We start from the raw sequence: 14,150 nt of genomic DNA, 5'->3' as shown, positions 1-14,150 counted from the left end.
AATGTACTCCATGACGACTTTAACTCCCCGCCGTAACGCCATCCTGACCTTCATTCGCGATCGAATCGCCGAACACGGTCAGCCTCCAAGCCTCGCCGAGATCAGCGAGGCGTTCGGTTTCGCCTCCCGAAGTGTGGCGCGCAAGCACGTGCTGGCGCTCACCGAAGCCGGGTTCATCGAGGTCAACCCCCATCAGGCCCGGGGCATTCGTTTGCTCGGCCAGGCGGCACGCCCGGAACTGCTGGACATCCCGGTGCTTGGCCGGGTGGCGGCGGGGGCACCGATTGGTGCCGATGCCGAGGTTGACCGGCGCTTGATGCTCGACCCGGCGATCTTTTCCCGGGTGCCGGACTACATGCTGCGGGTCCAGGGCGACTCGATGATCGAGGACGGCATTCTCGATGGCGACCTGGTAGGGGTGCATCGCAGCGCCGAAGCCCTGAATGGGCAGATCGTCGTGGCGCGGCTCGATGGTGAAGTGACCATCAAGCGATTCGAGCGCGTGGGCGAGACCGTCCGGCTGTTGCCACGCAACCCCGCCTATGAACCGATCATCGTCGAAGCCGATCAGGACCTGGCCATCGAAGGGGTGTTCTGCGGTTTGGTGAGGCAAGGGTAATGGGTGCCGTCGTTGCGCTGGATACGCTGTTCAATGGCGGCCAGGTCTGGAGAGGCCGGCCTGCGCCCCCGGCCGCCAGCCCGCAACCCACCGGGCACGCGGTGCTGGATGCCGCGCTGCCCACCGGTGGCTGGCCGGAAGCGGCACTGACTGAAATTCTCCTGGCCGGGCAGGGCGTGGGTGAATTGCAACTGGTGTGGCCGGCCCTGGCGCGGTTGTCCGCAGCGGGGGAGCGGATTGTCCTGGTGGCGCCGCCCTTTGTTCCCTACCCACAAGCCTGGGAAAACGCCGGGGTCGATCTGCGTCAGCTGTCCATCATCCAGGCCAGCGAGCGCGATGCCTTGTGGGCAGCGGAGCAGTGCCTGCGCTCCGGCAGTTGCGGCGCGGTGCTGTGCTGGCCGCATAAAGCCGATGACCGTGCATTGCGTCGCTTGCAAGTGGCAGCAGAAACCGGCTCGACCCTGGCGTTTGCCTATCGCTCGATCCAGGAGGCCATCAACCCTTCGCCTGCGGCCTTGCGCATCGCCATCGATGCGCGCCCCGCGCAACTGCGCGTGCTCAAGTGCCGGGGCGGGCTGGCCCGTTCGGCGCCAATCGCCTTTGCCGTGGGGCATTGAGGTTGCCATGCGTTGGGTATGTATTCTCTTCCCGCAATTGGCGCTGGACGCGGTCTTGCGTCAGCGCAGCGACCCGGATCAACCGCTGGCGCTGTTGACCGGCCCGGCCCAGCGCCGTGTGTTGCAGGCAGTCAACGCTTCTGCACGGGCACTGGGCTTGCGTCCAGGCCAGTCAATGACTGCCGCCCAGGCATTGAGCAAGGCCTTTGTCACGGCGGAGTACGACGCCGCAGAAATCGAACACTGGCAGCAATTCCTCGCGGCCTGGGCCTATCGGTTCAGTTCCCAGGTCAGCGTGCATTACCCCCGTGCGCTGGTGTTCGAGATCGAATCCAGCCTGGGCCTGTTCGGCCCCTGGTCGCAATTCGAGGCCCGCTTGCGCAGCGAGCTGGGGGAGCTGGGTTTTCGCCATCGCATAGTCGCAGCCCCCAACCCGGTGGCCGCACGGGTATTGGCCAACCTGCATGACGGTCTGGTGGTCGCGGATGACGCCGCCTTGCAATGGCACCTCGCGCAATTGCCCATCGACCGCATTGCCCTGGAACCGACGGTAGCCACGGCTTTGTCGCGCATGGGGCTGCGCACCCTGGACCAGCTGCAGGCTTTGCCGCGTAACAGCCTGGCACGGCGGTTCGAAGCCCGTGTACTGCTGCACCTGGACACCTTGTGCGGGATCCGGCCATTGGCCCTGGCGTTCTACCTGCCACCTGACCGTTTTGATGTGCGCATCGAGCTCAATTTTGATGTGCAGTCCCACCAGGCGTTGCTGTTTCCATTACGCCGCCTGACCGGCGATCTCGCGGCGTTCCTGTGCGGGCGCGACAGTGGCGTACAGCGTTTTGACCTGCACCTGGAACACTCAGGCTTGCCTGACAGCGTGATCAAGGTCGGCCTGCTCAGCGCCGAGCGCGATCCGGCGATGCTCTTTGAACTGGCCCGTGGGCGGCTGGAGCAAGTGCAGGTGCAGGCCCCGGTGCGCGGCTTTCGCTTGCGAGCCGAAGACTTGCCCGCCTTTGTGCCCCAGCATCAGGAGCTGTTCGACGACCGCCCGCAACAGTCCTTGCCCTGGGAGCAATTGCGCGAGCGCTTGCGGGGCCGGCTTGGGGATGATGCGGTTCACGGCTTGCGCTTTCAGGCCGACCACCGACCTGAATGTGCCTGGCAGGCCGGGGCCGATAACCAGCGCGGCAACGGGTTGTGCGGTGTGCAACGTCCAGGGTGGCTGCTGACTGAACCGCTGGCGGTGCAGGAAGGGTCGGCGCGCATTGTCATGGGGCCGGAGCGAATCGAGTCCGGTTGGTGGGATGGCGGCGATGTGCGACGCGACTATTACCTGATTGAAACCCGCTCCGGCCAGCAGGCCTGGGCCTATCGAGCGGTAGGCGAGGGTGGTCCATTGTGGCTGCAGGGCTGGTTCGCATGACCAGCACCTACGCGGAACTGCATTGCCTGTCGAACTTCAGCTTCCAGCGCGGCGCATCCAGTGCGCTTGAGCTGTTCCAGCGGGCAAAAAAGCAGGGCTACCAGGCGCTGGCCATTACTGATGAATGCACGCTGGCAGGCATCGTCCGTGCCTGGCAGGCGGCCAGGTCGGTGGACTTGCCGCTGATCATCGGCAGTGAAATCCGCATCGAGAACGGCCCGAAACTGGTGCTCCTAGTGGAAAATCTCGAGGGTTATCAGCACCTGTGCCGGCTGATCACCCGGGCCCGACGTCGTACGCAGAAAGGTCAGTATCAGGTGCTGCGCGAAGATTTCAGCGAGCCGTTGCCGGGTTTACTGGCGCTGTGGGTGCCTGATGCTGTGGATGATACGGGCAGTGGTCAGTGGCTGCGGCAAGTGTTTGCTGAACGTCTGTGGCTGGCGGTGCAGTTGCACTGTGGGCAGAATGACCGGCGCCGACTGGCCGACCTGATGAGCCTGGCGGGCGAGCTGCAAATCCCGATGGTAGCCAGCGGCGACGTGCACATGCATGTGCGCGGGCGACGCGCGCTGCAGGACACCATGACCGCCATCCGCCATCACGTGCCGGTGGCAGCGGCCGGTTTACGCCTGCACCCCAATGGCGAGCGGCACCTGCGCAGTCTCGATGCACTGGACGCGCTCTATCCCCAGGCCTTGCTCGACGAAACAGTCGTGATCGCCCGGCGTTGCACCTTCGACCTGAGCCAGTTGCGCTACCAATACCCACGTGAGCTTGTGCCAGAGGGGCACAGCGGGGTTTCGTGGCTGAGGGTACTGACCGAGCGCGGGATTCGCCAACGTTGGCCCGAAGGTGCGAGTGACAAGGTTCGGCAACTGATCGACAAGGAACTGGGCCTGATCGCCGAGCTGGGTTATGAAAGTTATTTCCTCACCGTGCATGACATCGTTGCGTTCGCCCGACGCGAGCGCATTCTCTGCCAGGGACGCGGCTCGGCGGCCAACTCTGCGGTGTGCTTTGCCCTGGGCATCACCGAGATCGACCCGGCACGCATGAACATGCTGTTCGAGCGTTTCCTCTCCAAGGAGCGTAACGAACCGCCAGACATCGACGTCGATTTCGAACACGAACGTCGCGAAGAAGTCCTGCAATACGTGTTTCAGCGCTACGGTCGCACCCGTGCAGCCCTGACCGCGGTGGTCAGCTCCTATCACGCTGCCGGGGCGGTGCGTGACGTGGCCAAGGCGCTGGGGTTGCCGCCGGACCAGATCAACGCCCTGGCCGACTGTTGCGGCCACTGGAGCGATCAGACGCCGCCATTGGAGCGCTTGCGCGAAAGCGGTTTTGACCCCGAGAGCCCGATTTTGCGTCGGGTGCTCAGCCTCACCGGACAACTGATCGGCTTTCCCCGGCACCTGTCCCAGCATCCGGGTGGCTTTGTCATTTCCGAGCAGCCACTCGACACCCTGGTGCCGGTGGAGAACGCGGCCATGGCCGAGCGCACCATCATTCAATGGGACAAGGATGACCTGGATGCGGTCGGTCTGCTCAAGGTCGATATCCTGGCGCTGGGCATGCTCAGTGCCATTCGCCGCTGTTTTGACCTGTTGCGTCGCCACCGCAACCTCGACCTGAGCCTGGCCACGGTGCCGGCTGAAGACCCCCAGACCTACGAAATGATTGGCCGTGCGGATACGGTCGGGGTGTTCCAGATAGAGTCCCGGGCGCAGATGTCGATGTTGCCCAGGCTCAAGCCCAAAGAGTTCTATGACCTTGTCATTGAGGTAGCGATCGTGCGGCCCGGGCCTATCCAGGGTGGCATGGTGCATCCGTATCTGCGGCGACGAAACGGTGAAGAGCTTGAAACCTATCCGTCCGAGCAATTGCGCGAGGTGTTGAAGCGCACGCTCGGGGTGCCGTTATTCCAGGAGCAGGTGATGCAGATCGCCATTGTTGCCGCCGACTACAGCCCCGGGGAGGCCGACCAGTTGCGTCGCTCCATGGCGGCCTGGAAACGCCACGGCGGGCTTGAACCGCACAAGTTGCGCCTGGCTGCCGGGATGAAGAAAAACGGCTATACGGCGCAATTCGCCGAGCTGATCTTCGAGCAGATCAAGGGGTTTGGCAGCTACGGTTTTCCCGAATCCCACGCCGCAAGCTTTGCCTTGCTGACCTACGCCAGTTGCTGGCTGAAGTGCCACGAACCTGCGGCATTTGCCTGCGCGCTGATCAACAGCTGGCCCATGGGTTTCTACAGTCCCGACCAGATCCTGCAGGATGCACGCCGCCACCATTTACAGATTCGCCCGGTGGATGTGCTCGCCAGTGACTGGGATTGCAGCCTTGAACCCATTGCCGGGGCGCAGCCGGCGATCCGTATGGGCTTGCGCATGATCAAGGGCTTTCGCGAGGACGATGCCCGACGCATCGAGGTGGCCCGGGCTCGAGGGGCATTTGTCGACATCGCCGACCTCGGCGAACGGGCACGGCTCGAAGCCCGCGCCCAGGAACAGTTGGCCGATGCCGGAGCCCTGCGCGGGCTGGCGGGAGATCGCCATCGCGCGCGCTGGGAAGTGGCAGGGGTGCACAAGCAACTGGGGCTGTTTGCCGGGCTGGCGATGCAGGAGGAGGAACCGGTGGCCTTACCCAAGCCCACGGTTGGCGAGGATCTGCTGGCTGACTACACCAGTGTCGGTACCACCCTCGGCCCACATCCGCTGGCCTTGTTACGCGGCGAGCTGAAAGCGCGGCGCTGTCGCAGTTCCAGGGAATTGCTGGAGGTCGAGCATGGCCGTCCGGTCAGTGTCGCCGGCCTGGTCACCGGTCGCCAGCGACCGGGTACCGCCAGTGGTGTGACCTTCGTCACCCTGGAAGATGAGTTCGGTAACGTCAACGTGATCGTCTGGCGCGACCTGGCCGAGCGTCAGCGAAAAGTGCTGGTGGGCTCGCAGTTGCTCAAGGTCGATGGGCGCTGGGAGCGCCAGGGCGAGGTTCGTCACCTGATCGCCGGACGCATGAGTGACCTGAGTGAGTTGCTGGACGGAATCAGCATTCGCAGTCGGGATTTCCATTGATGAATCCTCCCTCTTTCCTCCTCTCCTACCAGCTCCGACACCGCTCCTATGCTTCGGGCCAGACCCGCTCGCCGCCGCCCGGTGCTTCCGTCCAGGCCTGCAGCGATCGCGTCGGCAAGTCGAAATAGTCCCGGGTGCGCGCATACCCGTGGCCGCCCATACGGCCAATGGCATCCAGGCCCAGTTGATCGATGTACAGGGTTTTCGGGTCGATCAGTTCATCGCGGACATGGACCATCAATACTTCGCCAAAGATGATTTCCCGCGACTGCCCGATCGACAGCGCCATCATCCGCCGGCATTCCAGTGCCACTGGGGCTTCGCCGATTCGAGGGCATTTGACCAGGGTGCCGGGGATGGCCGTAAGGCCGGCAGCGGTCAATTCATCGAAGCCAGGGGCGAAGGGCACGGCGCAGACGTTCATTGCTTCGACCAGGGCATCGCTGACGATATTGACGGTGAATTCCTGATTCAACTGGATGTTGCGCGTGGTGTCCTTGGGGCTCTGGTCGCCATAATTTTCCACGCCCAGGGCAAGGATCGGCGGATCGGCGGACAATGCGTTGAAAAAGCTGAAGGGCGCGGCGTTGATGCGGCCCTCGCCATCGATCGTGGTGACCAGGGCAATCGGGCGGGGCACCACACTGCCGATCAGTATCTTGTATTTGTCCCGAGGGCTCATCGTGCTGAAGTCGAAGCTGTGCATGGGCAGTACTCTAAAGTAAGGGGTCTATAGCGCTTAAAGGCGCGGTTGCGCTGTAGTCGTCGGCGAACGCAATGGCCGGTTTGAACAGGGTTTTCCAGTCCGGTTGGCCTGTGGCCCGGTCGGCATGGCTGCGCATCAGTTTTTCGAATTGTCGCTGGGCCTGGCGTTGCAGGGCGGGGTAGTCGATGCCCTGCACCTGGCCGTCCTGCATCACGCAGCGGCCATCGATATAGCTGGCGATGCAATCGTCTCCGCGTCCGGCCAGCACCAGGTTTTTCAAGGGATCGAACAGCGGGCCCAGGTGCAGGCCGCGCAGGTTGAATATGCTGATGTCGGCCTTGGCCCCTGGAGCCAGGCGGCCCAGGTCGTCCCGCCCCAGTGCCTTGGCGCCACCCAGGGTGGCGGCGTTGTAAAGGTCCAGGGTGCTGGTCAGCGAATTGCCGCCCTCCAGCAATCGGGCGATGTTCAAGCCCTGGCGCATGTTTTCCAGCAGGTCAGCCGGCCAGGTGTCGGTGCCCAGTGCGAAGTTGATGCCCAGGGCCCTATAGCGCCCGAACGAGTTCAGCGCCTCGCCGTCACGGGCAAACACCACCGGACAATGGACCAGGCTGGTCCCGCCATTCACCACGCGCTGCAGGTCCTCATCGCCTGAGGTGTAGATGCCGTGTGGCAGGAGGCTGCGCGGGGTGAGCAGGTTTAGTTTTTCCAGCCAGCCCAGCGGTGAACAACCGTGCAGTTGCTCGACCATCGCGACCTCGCCAAGCCCCTGGCAGCAGTGCAGGCGCACTGGCGCTGCAAGTTCGTGGCTTAAGGCGGCGGTACGTTGCAGTAATGCTGGTGTACAGGTCTGGATGCGGTCCGGCAGCAAAGCGCCGCGAACCAGCCCGCCGTGGGCACCGTCGAAATCCTGGAAAAATCGTTCAGCCGCCGCCAGCCCGGCCAGCCCCCTGGCCTCATCAAAGTGATGCCCCAGGGTTGCGTCGGCACGCCAGTAGCTCATGCCGCTCATGTAGCAAGGGCCGAGGTAGGTCCGCAGGCCCAGCTCGCCGGCAACCTGGGCGACTGCGGCAAACTCGTCGTAGGTCTCGGCCCACTCGCGGTAGTACATCGAGGTGATCGGCATTGCCGTGGTGATGCCATTGCGGATCAGTTGGGTGAAGGCGTAGCGATATTTGAATACCTCCTCCTCTGGACTGAAACTCTCCCGTGGGCCTCGCGCCAGGTATTGCTCGGACCACATGCGGCCCATCTCGCGTTCGTCGCCGTTGTCCAGGGTCAGTACCGTGGAGTCCAGGTCGCCGAGGGCATCCAGGTCGATGAGCCCAGGGCTGATCAGCGCGTTACCGTAATCGATCCATTGTTCGACCGGGCCCGCGTAACCACGCCCGACAAACAGGATGCGCGAGCCTTCGAACACCACCTCGCCATCACGCCATAGCACGTGTTGCCTGCCGTCGAAGCCGACCACACAAGCAGCTTTGAGGCCGATGGTGGTTGCCGGGCGACTCACAGGCGACTGTCCAGCAATCGTCCATCGCAGGCAATCAACTGGCCGTGGCGATAAACCTGGCGCAACGGCCGCGCGACCACTGCTTCGCCCAGCGTCTGCACCGGCATCAACAGGAAGTCCGCCGGGCAACCGAGCTGCAAGCCGTAGTGTTCGATGCCTAAAGCGCGGGCGCCATTGACGGTCGCGGCATCGAACGCTGCGGCCAGTTCATCGTCCTTGTTCAGGTCGAAACGAAAGGCCAGGAGCATCGCCCGTTCCAGCATGTCGCCGTTGCCCATGGGCGACCAGGCATCGCGGATGCCGTCGGAACCCAGACACAGGTTGACCCCGACCTGGCGTAACGCGAGGAACGGTGGCACTGCGCAGTCCGCGGGGGCCGAACTCATCAGCGAAATACCGAGCGCAGCCAGACGCTCGGCCACGGGTTTGACCTGGTTCCAGGGCAACATGCCAAGGCAGTAGGCATGACTGATCATCACCTGTCCCTGGCGTGCGAAACGCTCGGTGTAGTCGGCAATCAGGGTGATCTGCCACAGGCCCAGTTCGCCTTTGTCATGCAGGTGGATGTCCACCCCACGGTCGAATTCGCTGGCGAGTTTGAACACGAAATCGAGCTGTGCGACGGGATCATTGTCGATGCCACAGGGGTCCAGGCCGCCGACGTTTTCCACCCCCAGGGTCATGGCTTCGCGCATCAGGTCGGCGGTGCCCGGGCGGCTGATCAGGCCGGTTTGCGGGAACACCACCAGTTGCAGGTCGATGAGGTCGCGGTAGCGCTCGCGCAGTTGCTGCATGGCCTCTACATGGCTCAGGCCGAACTCAGGGTCGATGTCGACGTGACAGCGCATGGCCAGCGAGCCGCGGGCGATGCAGTTTTCCAGAAGCGCGCCAGCCCGTTGGGCGATGGGCGAGTCGACTTCACGCAGCACACGTCGCTCGTTGGCGATGTAGTCCTTGAGAGTCGGCCCGGCGCTGTTCGGGCGCCAGGGCTGACCCCAGAGGGTTTTGTCGAGATGCACATGGCTTTCCACCAGGCCCGGGGTGAGCAGCTGATGACCGCCGTCGATGTCGGTGGCGCTGAGTGCTGAGTTTGTTGCCGGGCGGCGTTGCTTGAGCAGGCCGTCTTCGATCAGCAGGTCTTCGGCGGGGGCACCGTAGGGGCGCACGTTGCGTAGCCATTGGATCATTACGTATCTCCGGATCTTGTGTGGTCAGAGCTGGCTTCATCGCCAGCAGGCTCACTCCCACAATGGATCCGTGGGGGCCAGGACCCCTGTGGGAGCGAGCCTGCTCGCGATGGCCGCACTCGGTTTAGAGCCAGGCAATCAACCCTTGAGCTTCGCCCAAATCCGGTCCTGCAGCTCCCTCGCCTTGTTGCTGCACTCTTTCTCCGGGCGCAGGCGCGAGGCGAACTCGTCTGGCATGTTGATGGCGTCCATGACCTTCCATTTGGCCTCCAGCAGCTTGTCGCTCTGGATTGCGTTGGCATAGGCAATGGCATTCGATACCGCCGCTGCGTTTTCCGGCTTCATCATCCAGTCGATGAAAATCTTTGCATTGCCGGGATGTGGCGCGCTTTTGGGCACGGCGAAGTTGTCCTGGAACATCGCCAGGCCTTCGCGTGGGTAGACGTACTTGATGGTGTTTTTCTGCAGGGTGGCGCGGGCGGTCGAACCGTTCCAGTTCTGCATCATGATCACTTCACCGGAGGCCATGCGGTCGACGGTGTTGTCGGAGCTGTACATCTTCAGGAACGGCTTTTGCTTTTGCAGCAGTTCCAGAATACGCTTGGCGTCCTGGGGGTTTTCACTGCACTCGTCGACATTCAGGTAATGGCTGGCGGCGTTGATCACGCTGCTGGAAGTGTCGAGGGCGGCCAGTTGGCCTTGCAGTTCCTTGCGCGGCTCGAAAAACTCTTTCCACGAATCGTCCAGCTTGCCGCCGGGCACCCGGGCGCTGTCATAAGAGAAACCGGTGGTCCCCCACAGATAAGGCGCAGAGAACTTGCGTCCAGGGTCGAACGTCGGGTCGCGAAAGGCCGGTTTAACGTACTGGAAGTTGGGCAGGGCAGCGGCGTCGATCTGCAGCAGCAAATCCTGCTTGATCAGGGTTTGCATGATCGACTGCGAAGGCACGATCACATCGTAAGCAGCGCCCCCGGCCTGCAATTTGGCGAGCAGGGTCTCGTTGCTGTCGTAGCCATCCATGGTGACCTTGATGCCGGTCTCTTTCTCGAATTTGGCCAACAGGTCGACCGGGTAATAATCGGTCCAGTTGTAGAAGAACAGCTCCTTGGGCTCGGCGGCTTGCGCAGTAAAAACCGTCAGGCAACTGAGTGCCAGACCGGCGACGCCATAACGCAGGGTTTTGATTTTCATGACAGAACGCTCCAGGGTCATTGGTTTTTGCCGCGCTGTCCCAGCCAGAAGGCCAGCACCACCAGCACGATGGAAATCACCAGCATCAGGGTCGAAATCGCATTGATCTCCGGCGTCACGCCGGCCTTGATTGCCGAGAAGATGTAGACCGGCAGGGTGGTGGAACCCGGGCCGGCAACGAAGAAGGTCATGATGAAATCGTCCAGGCTGACGACAAAGGCCAGCACCGAACCCGACAGCACCGCCGGCCACAGCAGCGGCAGGGTGACCCGGCGAAACACCTGCCATGGGTTGGCGTACAGGTCGTTGGCCGCCTCCAGCAGGCTCTTGTCCAGGTCATTGAGTCGGGCGCGGATCGGCAGGTAAGCGAAGGGGATGCACAAACCAATGTGCGCGACGATCACGGTGAGCAACCCCAGCTTGATGCCCAGGGCCATGAACAGCAGCAGCGTGGCCACCGCAGTGACGATCTCCGGCAGGATCAGGGGCAGGCTGATCCCGCCCTCGACCATCTTCTGCCCATAGAAGGGCCGGTAGGTCGCCAGCGCTGCGAGCAGGGCGATGGCCGTGGCGCAGACCGTGGCGATGCTCGCGACGATGATCGAGTTCAACGCGGCGGTCTGGATTGACGGGTTCGCCAGGATGCGCCCGTACCAGGCGAAGGAAAACTCGGTCCAGACCGTCGCCGAGCGGTTGGCATTGAAGCTGTAGGCGATCAACACCAGGATCGGCAGGTACAGGTAGGCCAGGATCAGCAGGCTGATCTCGCGGGTCAGCGGCAGTTTTTTCAGGTGCAGGGCGATCATAGGGTGGCTCCACGACGCAGGGTCTTGGCCGCATTGCGGCTATAGAGGGCGTACAGCACCAGGGACAGCAGCAGAATCCCCAGTAACAGGAACGACAAAGAGCTGCCCAGCGGCCAGTTGCGTGCGGTGCCGAACTGTTGCTGAATCAGGTTGCCGATCATCAGCGTCTTGCCCCCGCCGAGAATCGCCGGGGTGATGAAGGCGCCCAGGCTCGGCACGAACACCAGCAGCGCGCCGGCGATCACCCCCGGCATCGAAAGCGGCAGGATGATTCGCTTCAGCGCGTGCCAGCGATTGGCGCCGAGGTCGTAGGCGGCTTCTACCAGGCGCCAGTCAAGTTTCTCCAGGGTCGAGTAGATCGGCAGGATCATGAAGGGCAGGAAGCTGTAGACCAGCCCGACGCTAACCGCGAAGTCGTTGTACAGCAGGGTGATGCCACCGGCCTGGGGGAACAGTGCGTTGAGACTTTGCGCGACCCAGCCGTGTTCGCGCAGGATGATCAGCCAGGCGTAGTTGCGGATCAGCAGGTTGGTCCAGAACGGGATGGTGATCAGCAGCACCATGAGGTTGCGCCGGCCCGGGGTCAGGCTGGACATCCACAGCGCCACCGGGAAGCCGAACATGAAACACAGCAGCGTGGTGCCTGCGGCCTGGAACACCGAGCGCAACAGTGCATGGGCGTACACCCAGTTGAGCTCCAGTTCACCGTCGAAACCTTCCTGGAAAAACAACTGCACATAGCTTTGCAATTGCCAGTCGGCCTGCCAGTCGACTCCGCCGTAGACGTTGCGCGGCAGCAGGCTGATGTAGCCCATGATGCCCAGGGGAATGGCGATCAGGGTGAGCAGGGTAAGGACCACCGGGCTGAGCAACAGCGCACGGCTCAAGGCGGGGGAAGAACTGCTGACGCTCATCTCAGGCCTCCATCAACAGGCAGGCGTGGGGTGGCAGGTTGACGGCGACCCGGTCTCCTACGGCCCGGCCGCGGTTAAGGCCTTCGTTGTTCTCACGCAACATGACCTTGATTTCATTGTTCAGCCGGCACTGATAAAGCGTGGCCGTGCCCACGTACAGAACAGCCTCGATTACGCCCCGCAGGTGATGCGGTTGCATGGGATCGACCAGTTGCGAACGTTCCGGACGAAACGCCAACTGCACGTTGGCACTGTCCAGGCCGTGGTCCTGGCAAGGGATTTCCACCGGCATGCCGTTCGGAACGAAGAGGTTTTCATTGTGCTGGCCGCGCTTGAGGTGCCCGGGAAGGAAATTGATGTCGCCGATGAACTGGGCGACGAACTGGTGTTGCGGGCGTTCGTAGATGTCGTTGGGGCTGCCGATTTGCAGGATCTTGCCCGCCGACATCACGGCGATGCGATCAGACAGGGTCAGGGCTTCTTCCTGGTCGTGGGTGACGAAAATAAAGGTAATGCCGGCTTCTTTCTGCACTCGCTTGAGTTCAACCTGCATTTCCTTGCGCAACTTGAGGTCCAGGGCCGACAGCGGCTCGTCCAGCAACAGCACCTTGGGCTTGGGGGCCAGCGCCCGGGCCAGCGCCACTCGCTGCTGTTGCCCGCCGGACAATTCGGCGGGTTTACGCAGGGACAGATGCTGCATCTGCACCAGCGCGAGCATTTCTTCCACCCTCCGGGCCGTCTGCTTGCGATCAAGACCCTGCATCTCGAGGCCGAAGGCGATATTCTGCGCGACAGTCATGTGTGGAAACAGCGCATAGCTCTGAAACACCGTGTTGACCCGGCGCTTGAAGGGCGGCAGGTCATTGACCGGTTCACCCCCGAGGCGGATCTGGCCATCACTGACATGCTCAAAACCGGCGATGGTGCGCAGCAGGGTGGTTTTGCCGCAGCCGGAAGGGCCGAGCAAGGTAAAGAATTCGTTGTCGGCGATGTCGACCGATACGTTGTCCAGGGCTGGGGCCAACCCGGGATCGTCGGAATACCGCTTGGAAACGTTACGCACTTCGATAGCGATTGGTTGACCCATAATGGTGCAATCCTCTAATTATTGTATGCAATATCTGGATGCAATCTACAAATAACCGGATTAATCTGCCGGTGCAACCCCCTTTTTTCATTGGCCATTCTTTGCCAGAGGGCTGTTGTCCGGCACAAAGGAGTATTCAGATGAGCGAAAAGAAACTTGAGACAACCGTGGACCGCGTCTACCAAGGGGTTTACGAAGCGATCAGCAAGCGTTCGTTACGTCCGGGGATGAAGCTTGGCGAGGCGTCACTGGCCGAGCTTTTTAATGTCAGCCGCACGTCGGTGCGTGCGGCGCTCAAGCAGTTGGAAGCCGACGGGCTGGTGACGACAGAGCCCAATAAAGGTGCATCGGTGTCTTTGCCCAGTGATGAAGAGATTCGTTCGCTGTTTGAAACCCGCCGCCTGATCGAGATCGGCATCGTCAGTGAGCTGTGTCGCCGGCGTGATTCGGCAGTTGCCCAGGACCTGCGCGAGCACCTGCTGCTGGAAGATGAAGCGCACCGCAACGGCGACCACGAGCGGTTGATTCATCTGCTTGGGGAGTTCCACATCAAGCTGGCGCGCAGCCTGAACAACCCGGTGCTGCTCGACTGGTTCCAGAAGCTGATATCCCGGGCCTCGCTGTACGCGGCGGCGCTGGACGACGACAGCCACGAGGCCTGCCGCGATGACGAACACCTGCGGCTGATCGAGTACATCGAGGCGGGGAACCAGAGCGCGGCGATCGAGTTGACCTGCATGCATTTAAACGGCATCGAAAAGGCCATCCTCGACGTCGCCGCCACGCTGAAAACTGGCTACCATCCCCTTAAGCATCTGATTGAAGTGTGATGATGTGGACATTCAGGTAGGAGCTGCCGCAGGCTGCGATCTTTTGATCTTGTTTTGCTAGAGCCAGGATCAAAAGATCGCAGCCTCGTTTCTCTCGACAGCGCCTGCGCGTGCTTCAAACCGCTACGATGTGCATGTAAGCAATGAAACCATTGGCGCCGCGTGCGCTCGAAGCAGACAGGTGTC

The 14,150-nt window shown here is 62.3% G+C and carries 12 protein-coding genes; 5 read left to right on the top strand and 7 right to left on the bottom strand.

Annotated features, from left to right (window positions below):
- Nucleotide 1: 1 nt before the first annotated feature.
- Genes lexA through UB23_RS01705 form a run of 4 tightly spaced genes read left to right on the top strand, consistent with a single transcriptional unit; the run spans nt 2 to nt 5,733 of the window.
- Nucleotides 2-619 carry a transcriptional repressor LexA gene (gene lexA, locus UB23_RS01720; RefSeq protein ID WP_045057612.1) on the top strand — a complete coding sequence of 206 codons (618 nt, stop codon included), beginning with the start codon at nt 2-4 and terminating at the stop codon, nt 617-619.
- Nucleotides 619-1,236 (top strand): translesion DNA synthesis-associated protein ImuA, encoded by a 618-nt coding sequence (gene imuA, locus UB23_RS01715; protein WP_045057611.1) that lies wholly within the window; start codon nt 619-621, stop codon nt 1,234-1,236. Before lexA ends, imuA begins: the two co-directional genes overlap by 1 nt.
- A gap of 7 nt (nt 1,237-1,243) precedes the next feature.
- On the top strand, nt 1,244-2,659 hold the full coding sequence (locus UB23_RS01710) for a Y-family DNA polymerase (protein ID WP_045057610.1): 1,416 nt from the start codon (nt 1,244-1,246) through the stop codon (nt 2,657-2,659).
- Nucleotides 2,635-5,733 carry an error-prone DNA polymerase gene (locus UB23_RS01705; protein ID WP_201777862.1) on the top strand — a complete coding sequence of 1,033 codons (3,099 nt, stop codon included), beginning with the start codon at nt 2,635-2,637 and terminating at the stop codon, nt 5,731-5,733. The genes UB23_RS01710 and UB23_RS01705 overlap by 25 nt, the downstream gene beginning before the upstream one ends.
- Before the next feature lie 46 nt (nt 5,734-5,779).
- Here the strand turns inward: UB23_RS01705 and UB23_RS01700 are convergent, their stop codons facing one another.
- The 7 genes from UB23_RS01700 to UB23_RS01670 form a co-directional block, all read right to left on the bottom strand.
- Entirely contained in the window at nt 5,780-6,439 is a 660-nt protein-coding gene (locus UB23_RS01700) for a flavin reductase family protein (protein ID WP_045057608.1), read from the bottom strand.
- A gap of 10 nt (nt 6,440-6,449) precedes the next feature.
- Entirely contained in the window at nt 6,450-7,949 is a 1,500-nt protein-coding gene (locus UB23_RS01695) for an amidohydrolase family protein (protein WP_236695820.1), read from the bottom strand.
- Nucleotides 7,946-9,136: an amidohydrolase family protein gene (locus tag UB23_RS01690; RefSeq protein ID WP_045057607.1), complete on the bottom strand. Its 1,191-nt coding sequence runs from the start codon at nt 9,134-9,136 to the stop codon at nt 7,946-7,948. The genes UB23_RS01695 and UB23_RS01690 overlap by 4 nt, the downstream gene beginning before the upstream one ends.
- A 138-nt stretch (nt 9,137-9,274) precedes the next feature.
- Complete coding sequence (locus UB23_RS01685) at nt 9,275-10,327, bottom strand: extracellular solute-binding protein (RefSeq protein WP_045057606.1); 1,053 nt, start codon at nt 10,325-10,327, stop codon at nt 9,275-9,277.
- 17 nt (nt 10,328-10,344) lie between these two features.
- Complete coding sequence (locus tag UB23_RS01680; RefSeq protein ID WP_045057605.1) at nt 10,345-11,133, bottom strand: ABC transporter permease; 789 nt, start codon at nt 11,131-11,133, stop codon at nt 10,345-10,347.
- Nucleotides 11,130-12,047: an ABC transporter permease gene (locus UB23_RS01675; protein WP_045057604.1), complete on the bottom strand. Its 918-nt coding sequence runs from the start codon at nt 12,045-12,047 to the stop codon at nt 11,130-11,132. Before UB23_RS01675 ends, UB23_RS01680 begins: the two co-directional genes overlap by 4 nt.
- A 1-nt stretch (nt 12,048) precedes the next feature.
- Nucleotides 12,049-13,134, bottom strand: coding sequence for an ABC transporter ATP-binding protein (locus UB23_RS01670; RefSeq protein ID WP_045057603.1), 1,086 nt, complete (start codon nt 13,132-13,134; stop codon nt 12,049-12,051).
- Between the two features lie 140 nt (nt 13,135-13,274).
- On the opposite strand from UB23_RS01670, the gene UB23_RS01665 reads away from it, so the two are divergent.
- Nucleotides 13,275-13,964, top strand: a complete 690-nt coding sequence (locus UB23_RS01665) for a GntR family transcriptional regulator (RefSeq protein WP_045057602.1) — start codon at nt 13,275-13,277, stop codon at nt 13,962-13,964.
- Nucleotides 13,965-14,150 lie beyond the last annotated feature (186 nt).

Source organism: Pseudomonas sp. ES3-33, assembly GCF_000952175.1.
Lineage (GTDB): Bacteria > Pseudomonadota > Gammaproteobacteria > Pseudomonadales > Pseudomonadaceae > Aquipseudomonas > Aquipseudomonas gregormendelii.
This window is presented reverse-complemented; position numbering and strand designations above follow the sequence as displayed.